The following is a 14571-nucleotide window of genomic DNA, read 5'->3' as shown; positions in this document are numbered from 1 at the left end:
AGAAAAAGTACCCAAGTCAATAGCAAATAAATTAAATTGCTAAATAATGTATAGACTTCTGATTTACGGTGATAATGGTAGTAACAACATCATTTGGTTGGTGTTGCCAACCGCGGAGAAGACTTACGTTTCCCCATAAGTTCTTCCTCCGGTTTCTCCTCTCCCTTTACCTTCTTTCCTCTAAGGATATAGAAGGACCCCCATGGTTTCCATGGGGATTTTTTGTTACGTGACGTAACAACTCATCGTTGACCACGTGATGTGGTCCGTACTTAGATGAGTCTCCTTATTATAAAATCACCACGCAACAAACCCAAACAAACGAAAGAAAGCAGTGTGGTCCGTACTTAGATGAGTCTCCTTACTATAAGATCACCACGCAACAAACCCAAACAAACGAAAGAAAGCAGTGTGGTCCGTACTTAGATGAGTCTCCTTACTATAAAATAACTACGCAACAAACCCAAACAAACGAAAGAAAGCAACGTAATCCTCTCTTACATAAATCTCATCAAAAGATCACCAATTACAATCCAACCACCTCATAGTTTGTCTCATTCTCCTCAACAGTTATAGAAAAAAATTGTTCTAACCATCCGGTTTCGATATAAATGGTATCTCCAAGTCGAAGTAATGGGTTTTCTAACAAACCATAGTCTTCTTCGTTCAAAATAAAGATATTTTGATTTGTAAAGAATCGATACCTGTTTCCACCTCTTTCTAGGATATACGCCGATTCCTGCGAAACTTGAGTTACTTCATAACCAATTTCTTTTAAAAATTCTTCAAACGGAACAACAGGTTTATTGCGAAAGTATTGGACAGAAATACCTTCTAATTCACTTCCTTGATAAGTAAGAGGCTTATCTTTTCTTGTAAAAAAAGGAACAAGTGGTACATCCCCATTTGCGTTCACTGTAAAGAAATTAGTCTCTTGGCCAACTATGTCATGTACAAATTCATCTAATGCAACGGGATTAATGCTGTTTTTAGGAGCAGTGAAAATGCTAGAAATAAGTGCTTCATATTGTTTAGGTGTTAACGTAGCTTCCAATTCATTTTTCATATTCTTACGCTTTGAGCTAGGTAAATCTACACCTAACACGTCAGCAACAAAAATATCAGATTGCCACTTAGCATCATCTTTCCATTTACTTTGCATCCATTGACTAATTCTCTTTTCACGTAACTCTATTAAATTTTCCTCTGAAGAGACCACGAGTAACCGTTCACTTTCGAATAATTCTAACTCATTTGATACAATCAGGGAAATTGGCTTTAATTTAATGTCTTCTTTTAATAAAAGATCATCTTTTTCTTGTGGTATGTCCACTTCTTTTTCTGACCAAATTGTAAGATCAGATCCAATGTAATTGACTTGTAAAGAAGTTGGATGGAAGACAAGCGGAGATACAAAATCTCCTTGATATTCATAAAATGTGATAAGTTCTTTACTTACTTTTCCATTCGTACCTAAAGCAGCAATCCATACTCCATCTCTATATTGTCTTTGTGTAATAGAAATAGTGACTTCTTTCGTCTTTACTTCTTCTAACATTACACTCCAATCACGCAAAATTATTCCTTCTGTCTCCTTATTAGATAAAGGAATAACATACGTAAATAAAACTGGGGAATCCGTTATATTTACTGTCTCTTTGGATTCAGAATCCCACTCGCAAATCGCTTCCTCTTGCATACATTGAACGTCCAATGTATCTTCTGGCCAATTTACGGTATAGACTCCAGCTGGCACGTCTTGAGAATATTGTTCAATCGTCAATACATTATTATCATGAACAACTGAAAATTCCCATACCACTTTATTTTCAGCATATCCACCATTCACATCTTGATAACTTGTCCACTGAAGGTAACTAAAGGCTCCGATAGTAACTAATAACAATGCTGTCATGAAGAGTGACAATCGATTCATGTAATTTCTCCCTTTATTTACTTGTTATGACTAACATATCAAAAATACTTTTAATTCGTCACTACTTTCTAAACAATTTCGAGTTTTTTCTACACTCGTGATAATATAGAAGAAGAATTTAAGAAAGAAAAGAGGAAAATTAATGATTCAACGCTTTATAGAATTAGGAGAAGGGTATTCTGATTTATATGAGCTAGAGGCAATTCTTCGATCACAAAAAGACCGTGTCCAACACTTATTATTGTTTAAGACTACTATTAACGACAAAGAAAAACTTTCTGTAGGATTAATTCTTACACCTACAACTACTGGTGATTTTCAACCAATTTATTATTGTCGGGAAGGGATTTCGTTCAACAAAAGTCAAAAAACAAAGAGACACGAAATGATTGAAGGTTGGGCGAGAGAAGTAGGTAAAACACCACATATACTTGAAGTAAAACCATCTCATACATTCCACGAAAAAGAATTGTATTTTCAGCATTTAATAGGAATATTACGCATGAATAGGTACTTGATTGGGATGTAAAAGAGGGAGTCTAATCGTTCCCTGCCCCCGCAACAAAAAAGTGTCTAGAACAATAACTAGATTGTTCTAGACACTTTTTATTAAAAGCCCATTTTATAATCATACTCTTTTGCTTTGTCGGGTTTAGAGTTCTCATATTCCGTTTTAATCATTGGCTTAAAGGAAGAATCTACTTTGCGAACAAAGTTTAAATTTTCCATCTTTGCAACTAATTTTTCATGGTCTTCTGCGTTATTATAAATTACTACGTATTTTAAACGTTTAGATGTATAAATTACATTTCCGAATCGACGTAGTGATTTAGCATGCTTTAGACTATAAAGCCATACAATAATTCCTTGACGCTCAATCATCGCTTTTCTCCTCGTACATTACATTTTCTTTAGTCTAGCACACTATTATCTAAACTTTCAAACAGAAATAAAGACTCTTAGGCTGAACAGCCACAAGAGCCTCCTGTAGAACATCCACCACTACAACCGCCACTATCCCAAAACGGATTTCCTGTTGGTACTTTAATACCTTTAGAAACCGAATGACCGATTTTTACACTGATCTCATCTAGAAGTTGTTGCAAATCTGTTTCTGCTCTTCGAAATGCAGCTACACAATCATCCATATCCATTTCTCTCTTTACTTCACGGATACGTTTCATGACTTCTTTATAATCAGGGTGGTATTTCCCGAATCGAACTACTTCCTCATATCGTTCTTTATAGTACATAAATGCTTTAACTTTCTTTTGTGTTTCTTTGTTTGTCTTTAGTTCCTTATATGTCAAACGATACTCTTCTACTATATCTGATGAAAGTATCGCTTCTGCTAATGCATCGGCTGTATCTAATACTTCTAATCTTTCCATTGTAGCAAGCATGTGCCCACCTCCACTTTCCAGTTTATCATGGGATAGAGGTAGTTGTCATATGTCTGTTATTGAACACTGATAGGAAGGTCTTTTTTCATCCCAAGTGACTTACCTGTTCGTTCTTTTATTTCGACAGTTAAAATATGCTCTCCTTTAGACACGTCCTTTAGGATAAAAGCAGCTTGATGGAATTGTCCTACAACAATACCATCTATAGAAACGACTGCCTTTGCTTTCTTTCCTTTTCCTAAGCCAGACAATGTCACACCTTCTACATAACAATCTACATACACGTCTTGTTGTTGAACAAGATGATTAACAGTGAAAGTATTCGGAGACTTTGCAGAAACAGGAGATATAGAACCTATTATAAGTAACAAGCAAAAGATACTAATCGACAGTATTTTTTTCATCATACACGCTCCTTTTCTCCCTAGCGTATACGATGAACAAAGACTTTATTCACCCGATTGGTTAAACATATAGAACATATTCATCATCATATTTGCCATTTGTACGTTATTTTCAAATTTTTGTACTCGATGAGGAATAGTCTTTTGCAAATGATTAATAGAAGCTATTTCAAACTGTTCTAAAAGATCTGGCCTACGACTTAACGTTCTATACCACATTGGTTGCTCATGAATAAATTGAACGTAATCTTTATTAGATCGTATATACGTCAGCATATCAGATCGCATTCAATCTCCTCCTTAGTCTTGGCGAAAAGAAAATGGATTCTTTTTTGCAGGTTCTGTAGTACTTCTTGTTTCTGTTGATTTGTTCGTACCCTGAAACTGGCCTAAAATTCCTTGGATTGCACCAATCGCACGATTCAAAGAATCCAAGTGTTGATTCATTTGCTCGCCATCCATATTCTTTACCATAGAAGTTAGTTGGGAAACAAGACCAGATGATGAGTCCTCGCTCTTCGTCTCTGTTTTTGTTGGAGTAACTTTATCTTTTTGCGGAGAAGTAGAGTAGTCATTCCACATCGGATCATCTTCCCCGAACAATTCCCATTCATCAAATAAGGTTCTCCACGTCTTATTTCCACTATCCACCTCATTTTTTAATCCAGGATGGGACCGAACAAATTTTTTGAACTGCTCTTTTCTTTGTTCTTTCGTCACATTTATCACCCCATTACATATACCTTTTCAATATGATAATGTATGATAAGAAGAAATGATTAGTGCCTATCCAAATAGAAAAAGTGAGGATCTATAAATGAGTAAGGAAATAGTACAAGACCGTTTTAACAAACTTATAGAGCGTGCAAATCCATCAGATCTTGCTACGATAGAAAGATTATTAAAGGGTATAGAGAGACAAGTTGAGGAACCAAAACAAAGTTGGTTAAGTAGTTTGTTTGATTTACATACGGATATCTCAGAGGAATCATTGAAAATGACAATACCTATTTCAGAAATAACACATAATTCCCTAGGTATTCTTCATGGAGGAATGACAACTACATTAATTGATTCTGCTATGGGAACAATGGCTAACAAATTAGCTAAAGAAGGTTTTGCTGCTGTTACTACCCAATTAAACATTCATTTTACAGCTCCAGGAATAGGGAAAAACGTAACAGCGGACGTACATATCATTCATCACGGTCAAACGACTATGGTGCTAGGTTCTTCAGCTAAATTAGAAAACGGAAAGCAAATAGCATATGCAACAGCTAGCTTTGCGTTTATCCCAAAGAGCTGGTAAGTAACGTTTTAAATCATAACGATTTGATTCAAACTAAAAGTGACTGTACAGAGCCTTCGGAGTTTCCAGAGCAGTTGCGCATTTGCAGCTAGACACGGCATCTTCTCGTTGAAGCTCCTTAGGGGTCTCAGTAACCCACCTATGCCGTAGGAGTCGCCCCCTTCCCCTCTAATCGCGACGTTTGATTACACTAAGCACTAATTCTGCAGTAGTATTTTATTTAAAATTCCTAAGTTATTATCACCAAAAAGGTACATTCAGAATGTTGAATGTACCTTTTTATGTTTTGCGCAAGCAAATTTAATTCATATAGACTTTGTTACTCCCAGTCTTTCTCTAAGAAGTTTTGAGTATAGTATTTCTCATAGACACCCACCCCAAGATGCGTGAAATCTGGCTCTAACATGGTTTTACGGTGCCCTTCTGAATTTAACCAACCTTCCATTGCTGCTGGTGCATCTAAATAATGAGCGGCGATATTTTCACCTGCTGCATTAAAGAAAATATTTCCTTCAGCTAATCGATCACCTAAATCACCCGAATTAGGTGACTCATGATCAAAGAAATTATTTAGTGCCATATCTTCACTATGTTTAAATGCAACTTCAGACGTTTCATCATCCCACTCTAATGAATTAAGATTAAATTTATGCCTCATTGCATTTGTGATAGATAAGACCTGTTTCTCTGCTGCTTCTGCAATCTCCACCCACTCTTCTTCCGTGGGTTCTTTAACTTCTAGTAACTCTCCACGATAGAGGAGTTCGTATGGCCTTTGCCTAATTAACACATCTTTATTCATTAAGCGAACACTTGATAAGTTCCCCGCAACTTTATCAATATAAAGCTGTACATACAAGTCTCCCATCTCTACTAGCGGACGAATGTTAAGATCTTCTTCTGTTAATTCAAATTGATAAGAACCCATCTCATGGTCAATCACTAATTCCGTCGTAAGCATGGTTGAACGATAAATATCTTCAAGAGGCTGACCAATTTTGTATGGTTCCACATTAACTTTTGGTCCTAATGCATAAACGGTTACAATTTTATTCGCTTCAACACCTACTTGGAAATAAGTATTGGGATCTTGGTCATATATCCACCATTGATAGCCATAAGGAGAAGGATCCACTCTAGAGGGTTCCCCATAATCTTTTAATAAATTTGCGACAGGCTTATCCATATATTGAAAAATACCTTCAAGTTCTTTTTCAGGTTGACTATTACCTTCTTGATCAGATTCAATCTCATCTGTTGGTTCCGGATCATGAACCGTATCACTACCTGACAATGGAGATGAAGGTACACTTGTCCACTCTTGATAAACTTGGAATAATAAAAAAATAACAACAATTGCCAATAAACGAATCAATAGTTTCAATAGGTGGCCTCCTCTTACCTATAACTCATTCTATTATAACACGAATGAATGGTAGATTTCTTTACAAACTCACTATCTATTCAGAATCTATAATCTTTGATATTTTCTTATTGCTATTCTTATGTATTACTAGAGAAAATAGAACTAACACTTATTTCTATTGGATAGACTTCATTACCAATACTTTACTTACTTTCCTAGGTAAGCGCTTTTCTATATTGAATCTTTCGTATAAATAATCTATTATAATATAGAGTGTAAGACACTTATTTAGTGTTTTTTGTAAAGGAGGGGCAAGGGATGAAATTTGAAAATACAGGATTAGAGCAATTAAAATCCGAAATTGAACGATTAGACGAAGTGATGCACCATCATGGTCTAGTTCGTGCGGGTCAATGGGATTATGAACGAGTTACATATGACAGAAAGTTTGAATTAAAAGGGGATGTATATTACCTTCGCGTCTTTGGCCACGCAGTTGAAGGAGATGTTGGTGCTCATACTGCAATTATTCAACTAATGACACCATTATTAGGAAAGCATTATTACCCTCACGGAGTAGAATATGGTGAAGGTGAAAACTTCCCTTCTAGTTTAGTAAAGCAATGTGAAAAACTTCTTGCTGATATTAAAAAAGAAGTAGAACACTTTGCTCATTAAGTTAAAGAAAAAGAGGCTGGGACAGAACAAAAAAGGTACATTTCGAGAAAACGAATGTACCTTTTTTGCGTTGTATTGAAGATCATAATACTGCAGAATTAGTGCATTTAAAGAATAATTCTTAGGGATTGGAGCGGAAGGGGGCGACTCCTACGGGATAGGTGGGTTACTGAGACCCCACAGGAGCGTTCTTTGAACTGCCCCCCTGAAATTGGACACAGATTATTTAAGCAGCTTGCTCATAATTTCTTCTATAGGCAACTGGGCTTTTTCTATTTAGTTTCGATTTAATTCTTAAGTTATTGTAGTAAAAAATGTAATTTTCTAATTCATGTATGAAGTGCTCTACACTCTCAAATTGTTCTAACTGTATAAATTCTGATTTAAATATCCCAAAGAAGTTCTCTATAACTGCGTTATCGTAACAGTTTCCTTTTCTAGACATACTTTGGGTGATATTGTGATCTTTCAATAATCGACGATATTGGGGCATTCGATAATGCCACCCCTGATCTGAGTGAATTAATAAATCATCACTTGTTTTTTTACGAGTAAGGGCTTGGAGCATCATATCTTCTACTAGATCGTATGTCGGTCTTGTTTGAAGGGTATAGGAAATAATCTCACCATTAAATAAATCTAATATAGGTGAGAAATATAGTTTCTGTCCAAATAGTTTAAATTCCGTAATATCTGTCACCCATTTTTGATTGGGCTTTGAGGCATGGAAATTACGATTTAATATGTTTTCAGAAGCTTTTCCGAACCCACTGATGTACGATTGATATTTTTTCATTCTTACTATACAGCGTAACCCCAAATCACCCATGATACGATAGACTTTCTTTTTGTTTATACAGTGACCCTTTTCTTGGAGAATGTCTGTAATTCGTCTATATCCTAATCGACCTTTATGTTTTTTATAGATGAATTTAATGCGTCGTTTCCATTTTCGATCAGGATCTTTTCTTTGCCAACACTTCACAATGAAATAGTAAGTGCTTCTTGAAATTCTAGCTACTTTAACTAGGTCTTTAACGGGGAATTCATGCCTTAGTTCATATATTACCTTGGCTTTCATTTCTTTGGTGATTTTTCCTGAACTAAGGCTTTCAACTTTTTTAAATAAGCATTTTCCATTCTCAGATAATCCAGTTCTTTTTGAAGTTCTTCTATTGATGGATTTGATTGTTTATCTTGTTTGGTATTTTTTGATTTGGTCATGTCTACTAGCCTCACTTCTTCTTGAAAGGCTTGGGATCCTTGACTTTCCCACTTCCTAATCCATTTACGCACCATAGAAGGATCAGGAATTTGAAAAATAGCAGCTGCTTTCCTAATAGAATAGTCCAAGCCTTTAACGGATTTAATTACTTTTAGTTTAAAGGCTGAAGAATAGTTTGTATAGGGAAAGGAAAACGCAGTATCTCCATGATAGTGAACTAATGCCACCCAATGTCGAAGGACCGAAGGATCAATTCCTAGTTCTTTGGATAACGAGCGATAACTTACATTTTCAGTTTGATATCGATAAACAGCAAGTAACTTTTGTTCTTTAGAAAATTGGGACAAAAAAACACACCTCCAACTGTGGAATGTGTGTCCAACAATTGGGGTGCAGTTCATCTTCAGCGACGAGGAGGCTCAGCAACCCGCCCCGTGGAAAGCGTCCCCCTGCAGCGGAAATCCCAGTGCAGTCACTTTCGGGTTTTGTCCCAGCCTCTTTTTTATACACAAATAGCCACAGCAATTGAACGATACATACCTATCGAGCGGTAGCTAAGTATTTTTCAAATTCCAACGCACTGTGCTACCTTTTTACGTCAAAACATACTATAATAAAAAGAATAGATTATTTGTAGAAAGGGGTCCTCCGTTGTCTGCATATTTGACAAAAAAGAACCTAATCATTACCGTAGCTGTTCTATTAACCATTCTTCTTCTTTGGATTATACTTCCTGTTTCTGTGCCGTTAATCTCAGCTCTCGTTACCGCTTTCTTTCTAGAGCCAATTGTGCGGATACTTACAGATAAATGGACGAAAAGAAGAAACTTATCTGTAGTTATAACCTTCTTACTATTTACATTAATATTAGCTTTCTCTCTGTACTTTATTTCAACCAAATTAATTACAGAAGCAGTTAATTTTATTGATCAAGCGCCTCGATATATGAATCAACTCTCTATTCTCTGGCAAACATATGAACGTGAATTTACAAATGCTGCGGAAAACTTGCCTAAAGAAGTTGTAGACACCATTACGGGTCAAATTGACAACTTATTGGCATCCATTCAATCTAGCATTTCTAATACGTTAAATATTCAAAAAGTGACTGCTTTGTTAGCATACATACCTAACTATTTAGTTAGTATCTTAGTTTATTTAATAGCATTATTTTTATTTATGGTGGACCTTCCTAGGCTAAAAATGAGTATCTTCCAACATCTGACGGAAAAAACAGCAGACAAAGTTAATTTTATGACCTCCCGTCTTAATTATGTCATTTTTGGTTTCTTAAAAGCTCAATTCCTAGTAAGTATCATTATTTTCGTTGTATCCCTTATTGGGCTACTATTTATTGCACCGGAAATAGCCATACTAATGTCGATTATTATTTGGATTATTGATTTTATTCCATTATTAGGTTCTATCATTATTTTAGCTCCATGGTCCTTATTGGAATTAATAAATGGTAACTCTACATTAGCTGCACAACTAGCTGTTTTGGCAGTAATCCTATTGATTATTCGTCGAACAGTAGAACCAAAAGTTATGGGTTCACACATTGGATTATCTCCTCTAGCAACATTAATTGCTATGTACTTAGGTTTAAAGATTATCGGAGTGTTAGGCTTTGTTGTCGGTCCATTAATTATTATCATTTGGAACTCTGCTAAAGAAGCTGGCATTATTAAGTGGAATTTTAAAATCTAAGGAAACTCAGTGTTGACCAAATAACATAAAAAGAACAGATTTCAATTGAAATCTGTTCTTTTAATTTAATAACCAAGTATTGCTCGAAAAACGGAAGTTGTTTCTCCACCTGGAAACATCCAATATAACAGGAAATAAACTGTGACACCTGTAACAGTAGTACCAAACCAGACAATGCTAGTAAGTGGTCCAAGTTTACGGTGTCTTTCCATTCTCTTTTTATAGCCAGAGAATAACGAAAATAGACCAAGCACACCACCAATAGTGGCCAATATAATATGGAAAACTAAGAAAACAGTATAAAATAGCTTTATTCCATCTGGTCCCCCAAATTGTGTATTTCCTATTAGAATGGTTCTACTTAAGTAAGTAATAAAGAAAATTAGCGCTAGTACACCAGCAACCATCATTGTTTTTTCATGCTGTTGAAACTTTCTTTTACTAATTTGCCACCATCCGATTGCCACGGCAATACCGGATGCAAGAATAAAAAAGGTACTGATAGTCGGCAAAATTGGAATATATTCAGGCATATAACCTCTCTCCTGTCTCTCTAGGCTAGTTGATCTGGATAAACTTCATCTTTTTCTCTCTCTTTCTTTGCCCAAGCAAAGAAAACTTGTCCTAGTACAACACCATAAATAATTTCTTGCAGAACCTTCATGATTACTCCACCCGTACGCTGATCTTCTACAATTCCCATTGAGTGGAATAATTCAGGTCCAGTAATAGACAACCCATCTAGAACCCCAGCAGGTACACACAACGCCATAGCATCTAACCACATTTGAGGGTCACTGTATGTTAAATATAAACCTGAACTCGCAAATATAATTAAAGCACAAGCAGGTGTTAAAAGAATTCCATCAGCAAAGATGTAGCCGATTTTCTTCAAGCCGTGTAATTGATATTCATCTTCTAGCTTGTTTACAAGTGGCCACCACATACAAATTGCAAAGAAAAATAGTACGACAGTGTAGATAGTGTGAAGTGTTGCATCTACTTTTACAGCGTCAAAGATTAATGGAATATGGTAAAAAGAAAACATTCCATTAAATACTATTAGCGCAATCAAAGGTTTCGTAAAAAAATGAAACAATTGAGACAATATGGGGATTTGTAATAGCTGTTTCCACCACCAATTAGGGAAAGATACGATAAGCAGTGGCGGCAGTAATAAATAAAATAATCCCATTTGAGTCATATGCATGGTGAACGTTATATGACCTAATAAATCAATAGGAGAACCTTTGACAATATAGAAAAGTGCAAAAGTTAAAGTTAAGTAGATGATATGTTTTATTGATATAGGGTACCGTTCTGAATCAAGTTTGTTCTTCTTTGTTAAGTAAAACATAGTACCTAAATATGTAATAATCGTTGCTGCTAATAAGTAAGGACTCCAGAGCGCAACAAAGCCAAATATATTAATAGGCATATTGTAACCCACCTCTCTAAACTCTTACTCTATTATACCTTCCAGTAAATACGCTTTCAATGTAAGCTATTGACAACTCTATGAACTTTTAACAGAGTTTGTGAAGTTCTTCTTTCTCCCCTCTTTCTTCTAAATATGTTAGATAGAACTCAGACATACAACTATCGTCTATAGCATAAAAAAAGCCATCCATTCATGTAGAACGATCTACATGATGGATAGCTTTTTTCCTTTAAATCCAAACGATTGTCATAAACGCTAATACAGTAATAAATCCAACTAACACACCTGAGTACAAGAACAACGAGACAGCTTCATGTCCTTTATGGCTCATGTGCATGAAATAATATAATTGGAATATTACTTGGATTACTGCAAGTAATAGAATAGTCGGAATGATAAACCACTCAGACATTTCAAAGTATACTGCAGCAAACGCAACAAACGTTAAGAAAATCATTAATGCGAAGGAAATAACTTGATGCTTCATATCTTCGCGATTTTTACGACGACGATATTCATAATCAACGGTCGGGTTACCTGTTTCAACATGATTTCCCATATGTTATCCCACCATTCCCATTAAGTATACTACTGTAAAGATAAATACCCATACAACGTCGATAAAGTGCCAGTATAAAGAAGCAACATAGAACTTCGGAGCATTGTATAAGTTTAAACCACGTTTAGCATTTCTAATCATTAACGTACTAATCCATAATAATCCAAACACTACGTGGGCACCATGGAAGCCAACTAACGTGTAGAAAGCAGATCCGAAGGCACTTGATGTAAATGTATGATCATAGTGATGTACATAATGATAGAACTCATAAATTTCAAGAACCAAGAAAGCTAAGCCTAGTAAGACAGTAATAGCTAGCCATGCTTGCATGCGCTTAAAGTGGTAGTTCTTCATATGATACATCGCATAAACAGATGTTAAAGAACTAAATAAAAGTAGCATCGTAGCGATGAAAACTAACTCGATATCAAAAATATCTTTTGCAAGTTTATGTGACTCACTTGGAACACTATCTTTTAAAGCTAAATACGTTGCAAATAATGATGCAAATAGTACTGTTTCTCCACCAAGGAAGAACCAGAAACCTAAGAATTTATTCTTTGCTTCTAGCGTCGCCTTTTCAGGAGAAGAAGGCCACGTTTTAACGGTAAATTTTTCTTCTACGTTCATTGTGCCTTCCCTCCTTTATCGTCATCTTCTAGAAGGTCTTCTTTATGGATATGGTAACCATGATCATCTTTAAGTGAACGAGTTAACATAGACAATAAAGTAATTAACATACCGATAACTAACACCGGAATTGCCCACTCGTGTACTCTAGTACCATCTTCTAAACGATCTGCTTGATACATAGCTCCAAAAGCAGCAATGAACAAACCAAGAGATGTCATAAACGGAATGAATGAATTATTCGGCATATGAATATCTCCAATAGGTTCCGCTGGAGTATACTCTTTCTTACCTTCCATCTTCTCAATCCACCAAGTATCTAAACCTCTTACTAAAGGAAGCTGTTTAAAGTTATAGAACGGCGGTGGAGATGGAATTGCCCATTCCAACGTACGTCCATCTTCCCAAGGATCCATACCAACTTGAACATTATCCACTTGCGTTTTTACCACGTTAATTAACATGATAATAACTGCTATTCCCATGAATGCGGCACCAATGGAAGAAATGGCATTAAATAAATCCCATCCTTGCCCATCTAAGAACGTGTAGACACGGCGTGGCATACCCATTAATCCAAGGAAATGTTGAATAAAGAATGTTGCATGGAAACCAATTAGAAATAACCAGAAAGTAATCTTACCTAATGTTTCGTTTAGCATTGTTCCAAACATTGTTGGCCAGTAGAAGTGAGCTCCAGCAAATAATGCTAGTACTACTCCACCTACAATTACATAGTGGAAGTGAGCTACTACAAAGTAACTATCATGGAACTGGTAATCTGCAGGTGCAGCAGCATTCATGATACCTGTAACTCCCCCTGCAACGAATGAAGGAATAAATGCTAAAGCATAAAGCATTGGCGTCGTAAATTTAATACTTCCTCCCCAGATCGTAAAGATCCAGTTAAAAATCTTAATACCTGTTGGAACAGCAATCGCCATCGTCGCTACAGCAAAGATAGCATTAGCAATATCACCTAAACCTACTGTAAACATGTGGTGAGCCCAAACCATGAATCCTAAGAAACCGATTAGTACAGTTGCGAATACCATGGATGAATATCCAAACAAACGTTTACGAGCAAATACAGGTAAAATTTCAGAGAAAATACCGAAAGCTGGCAAAATCAAGATATACACTTCAGGGTGACCAAAAATCCAGAACATGTGCTCCCAGATGATTGTATTTCCTCCAGCCTCAACTACAAAGAAGTTAGAGCCAAACATACGGTCAAATAACATTAAGAATAAACCTACTGTTAATGGAGGGAACGCAAATAAAATTAATGCTGATGCAACAAATGTCGTCCAAGTAAATAGAGGCATACGCATGTATGTCATACCTGGAGCACGCATGTTAATAATTGTTACAAGGAAGTTAATCCCGGCAATTAAGGTACCAGCTCCTGAAATCTGTACTCCAAGAACATAGAAGTCAATTCCATGACCTGGAGATTCAAGTGCAAGTGATGCATATGATGTCCATCCTGCATCCGGAGCTCCACCTAAGAACCAAGATAAGTTTAAGAATACTCCTCCAAAGAAGAATAACCAGAAACCTAAAGAATTTAGGAATGGAAACGCAACATCACGTGCTCCTATTTGTAAAGGAACAACCGCGTTCATAAAAGCGAATAATAATGGCATGGCTGCCAAGAAAATCATGGTAGTCCCATGCATGGTTAATACTTCGTTATACAATCCAGCTGATAAGAAATCATTATTAGGGATTGCTAACTGAATACGAATTAATAAAGCTTCAATTCCCCCTACAACAAAGAAGAATCCACCTGCTATTAAGTAGAGAATGGCAATCTTCTTATGATCTACTGTGGTTAAGTAGTCCCATAGAGTTGCGCCGAAGCCTTTCTTTTGCGCAATCGTGCTCACGTAAAGCCCTCCTTC

General features: G+C 36.1%; 17 protein-coding genes. 4 read left to right on the top strand and 13 right to left on the bottom strand.

All coding sequences use genetic code 11. The features are described from left to right. Positions 1-526: 526 nt before the first annotated feature. Complete coding sequence (locus tag G8O30_RS04310) at positions 527-1936, bottom strand: stalk domain-containing protein (RefSeq protein WP_239673759.1); 1410 nt, start codon at positions 1934-1936, stop codon at positions 527-529. A 142-nt stretch (positions 1937-2078) separates the two neighbouring features. Here G8O30_RS04310 and G8O30_RS04305 point away from each other — a divergent pair, with 142 nt between their 5' ends. Then, positions 2079-2465, top strand: a complete 387-nt coding sequence (locus G8O30_RS04305; RefSeq protein WP_239673758.1) for a DUF7147 family protein — start codon at positions 2079-2081, stop codon at positions 2463-2465. A gap of 80 nt (positions 2466-2545) precedes the next feature. Here G8O30_RS04305 and G8O30_RS04300 read toward each other — a convergent pair whose 3' ends face one another. The 5 genes from G8O30_RS04300 to G8O30_RS04280 all read right to left on the bottom strand — a co-directional run bounded on the left by G8O30_RS04300 (position 2546) and on the right by G8O30_RS04280 (position 4463). Beyond that, positions 2546-2818 (bottom strand): YlbG family protein, encoded by a 273-nt coding sequence (locus tag G8O30_RS04300; protein ID WP_239673757.1) that lies wholly within the window; start codon positions 2816-2818, stop codon positions 2546-2548. A gap of 77 nt (positions 2819-2895) precedes the next feature. Then, the gene (locus tag G8O30_RS04295; RefSeq protein WP_239673756.1) at positions 2896-3339 is read right to left on the bottom strand and encodes a YlbF/YmcA family competence regulator; all 444 of its coding nucleotides are present in this window, start codon (positions 3337-3339) and stop codon (positions 2896-2898) included. 56 nt (positions 3340-3395) lie between these two features. Continuing rightward, positions 3396-3746: a hypothetical protein gene (locus G8O30_RS04290; protein ID WP_239673755.1), complete on the bottom strand. Its 351-nt coding sequence runs from the start codon at positions 3744-3746 to the stop codon at positions 3396-3398. 42 nt (positions 3747-3788) lie between these two features. Then, complete coding sequence (locus G8O30_RS04285; protein WP_239673754.1) at positions 3789-4031, bottom strand: YlbE-like family protein; 243 nt, start codon at positions 4029-4031, stop codon at positions 3789-3791. Between the two features lie 12 nt (positions 4032-4043). After that, a complete protein-coding gene (locus tag G8O30_RS04280; protein WP_239673753.1) occupies positions 4044-4463 on the bottom strand; it encodes a YlbD family protein in 420 nt (139 codons plus the stop codon). Between the two features lie 97 nt (positions 4464-4560). Between G8O30_RS04280 and G8O30_RS04275 the strand changes: the two genes are divergently transcribed. Continuing rightward, positions 4561-5052, top strand: a complete 492-nt coding sequence (locus G8O30_RS04275) for a PaaI family thioesterase (protein WP_239673752.1) — start codon at positions 4561-4563, stop codon at positions 5050-5052. A 319-nt stretch (positions 5053-5371) separates the two neighbouring features. On the opposite strand, the gene G8O30_RS04270 is transcribed toward G8O30_RS04275, so the two are convergent. Then, complete coding sequence (locus tag G8O30_RS04270) at positions 5372-6436, bottom strand: CAP domain-containing protein (protein WP_239673751.1); 1065 nt, start codon at positions 6434-6436, stop codon at positions 5372-5374. Between the two features lie 300 nt (positions 6437-6736). Here G8O30_RS04270 and G8O30_RS04265 point away from each other — a divergent pair, with 300 nt between their 5' ends. Further along, positions 6737-7096, top strand: coding sequence for a YugN family protein (locus tag G8O30_RS04265; RefSeq protein WP_239673750.1), 360 nt, complete (start codon positions 6737-6739; stop codon positions 7094-7096). Between the two features lie 226 nt (positions 7097-7322). Here the strand turns inward: G8O30_RS04265 and G8O30_RS04260 are convergent. After that, a protein-coding gene (locus G8O30_RS04260) for an IS3 family transposase (protein WP_239671609.1) occupies positions 7323-8668 on the bottom strand; the annotation gives its coding sequence in 2 pieces (ribosomal slippage) (positions 7323-8206 and positions 8206-8668; 1347 coding nt in all). 304 nt (positions 8669-8972) lie between these two features. Between G8O30_RS04260 and ytvI the strand changes: the two genes are divergently transcribed. Then, positions 8973-10031 (top strand): sporulation integral membrane protein YtvI, encoded by a 1059-nt coding sequence (ytvI, locus tag G8O30_RS04255; protein ID WP_239673749.1) that lies wholly within the window; start codon positions 8973-8975, stop codon positions 10029-10031. Between the two features lie 65 nt (positions 10032-10096). Here ytvI and G8O30_RS04250 read toward each other — a convergent pair whose 3' ends face one another. The 5 genes from G8O30_RS04250 to ctaD all read right to left on the bottom strand — a co-directional run bounded on the left by G8O30_RS04250 (position 10097) and on the right by ctaD (position 14556). Beyond that, on the bottom strand, positions 10097-10564 hold the full coding sequence (locus G8O30_RS04250) for a DUF420 domain-containing protein (protein ID WP_239673748.1): 468 nt from the start codon (positions 10562-10564) through the stop codon (positions 10097-10099). Positions 10565-10584: 20 nt separating this feature from the next. Next, complete coding sequence (ctaG, locus tag G8O30_RS04245; RefSeq protein WP_239673747.1) at positions 10585-11469, bottom strand: cytochrome c oxidase assembly factor CtaG; 885 nt, start codon at positions 11467-11469, stop codon at positions 10585-10587. Between the two features lie 232 nt (positions 11470-11701). After that, complete coding sequence (ctaF, locus tag G8O30_RS04240; RefSeq protein ID WP_239673746.1) at positions 11702-12031, bottom strand: cytochrome c oxidase subunit IVB; 330 nt, start codon at positions 12029-12031, stop codon at positions 11702-11704. 3 nt (positions 12032-12034) lie between these two features. Beyond that, entirely contained in the window at positions 12035-12664 is a 630-nt protein-coding gene (locus tag G8O30_RS04235; protein ID WP_239673745.1) for a cytochrome (ubi)quinol oxidase subunit III, read from the bottom strand. After that, on the bottom strand, positions 12661-14556 hold the full coding sequence (gene ctaD / locus G8O30_RS04230; RefSeq protein ID WP_239673744.1) for a cytochrome c oxidase subunit I: 1896 nt from the start codon (positions 14554-14556) through the stop codon (positions 12661-12663). The genes G8O30_RS04235 and ctaD overlap by 4 nt, the downstream gene beginning before the upstream one ends. Positions 14557-14571 lie beyond the last annotated feature (15 nt).

The organism is Mangrovibacillus cuniculi, from assembly GCF_015482585.1.
Lineage (GTDB): Bacteria > Bacillota > Bacilli > Bacillales > R1DC41 > Mangrovibacillus > Mangrovibacillus cuniculi.
This window is presented reverse-complemented; position numbering and strand designations above follow the sequence as displayed.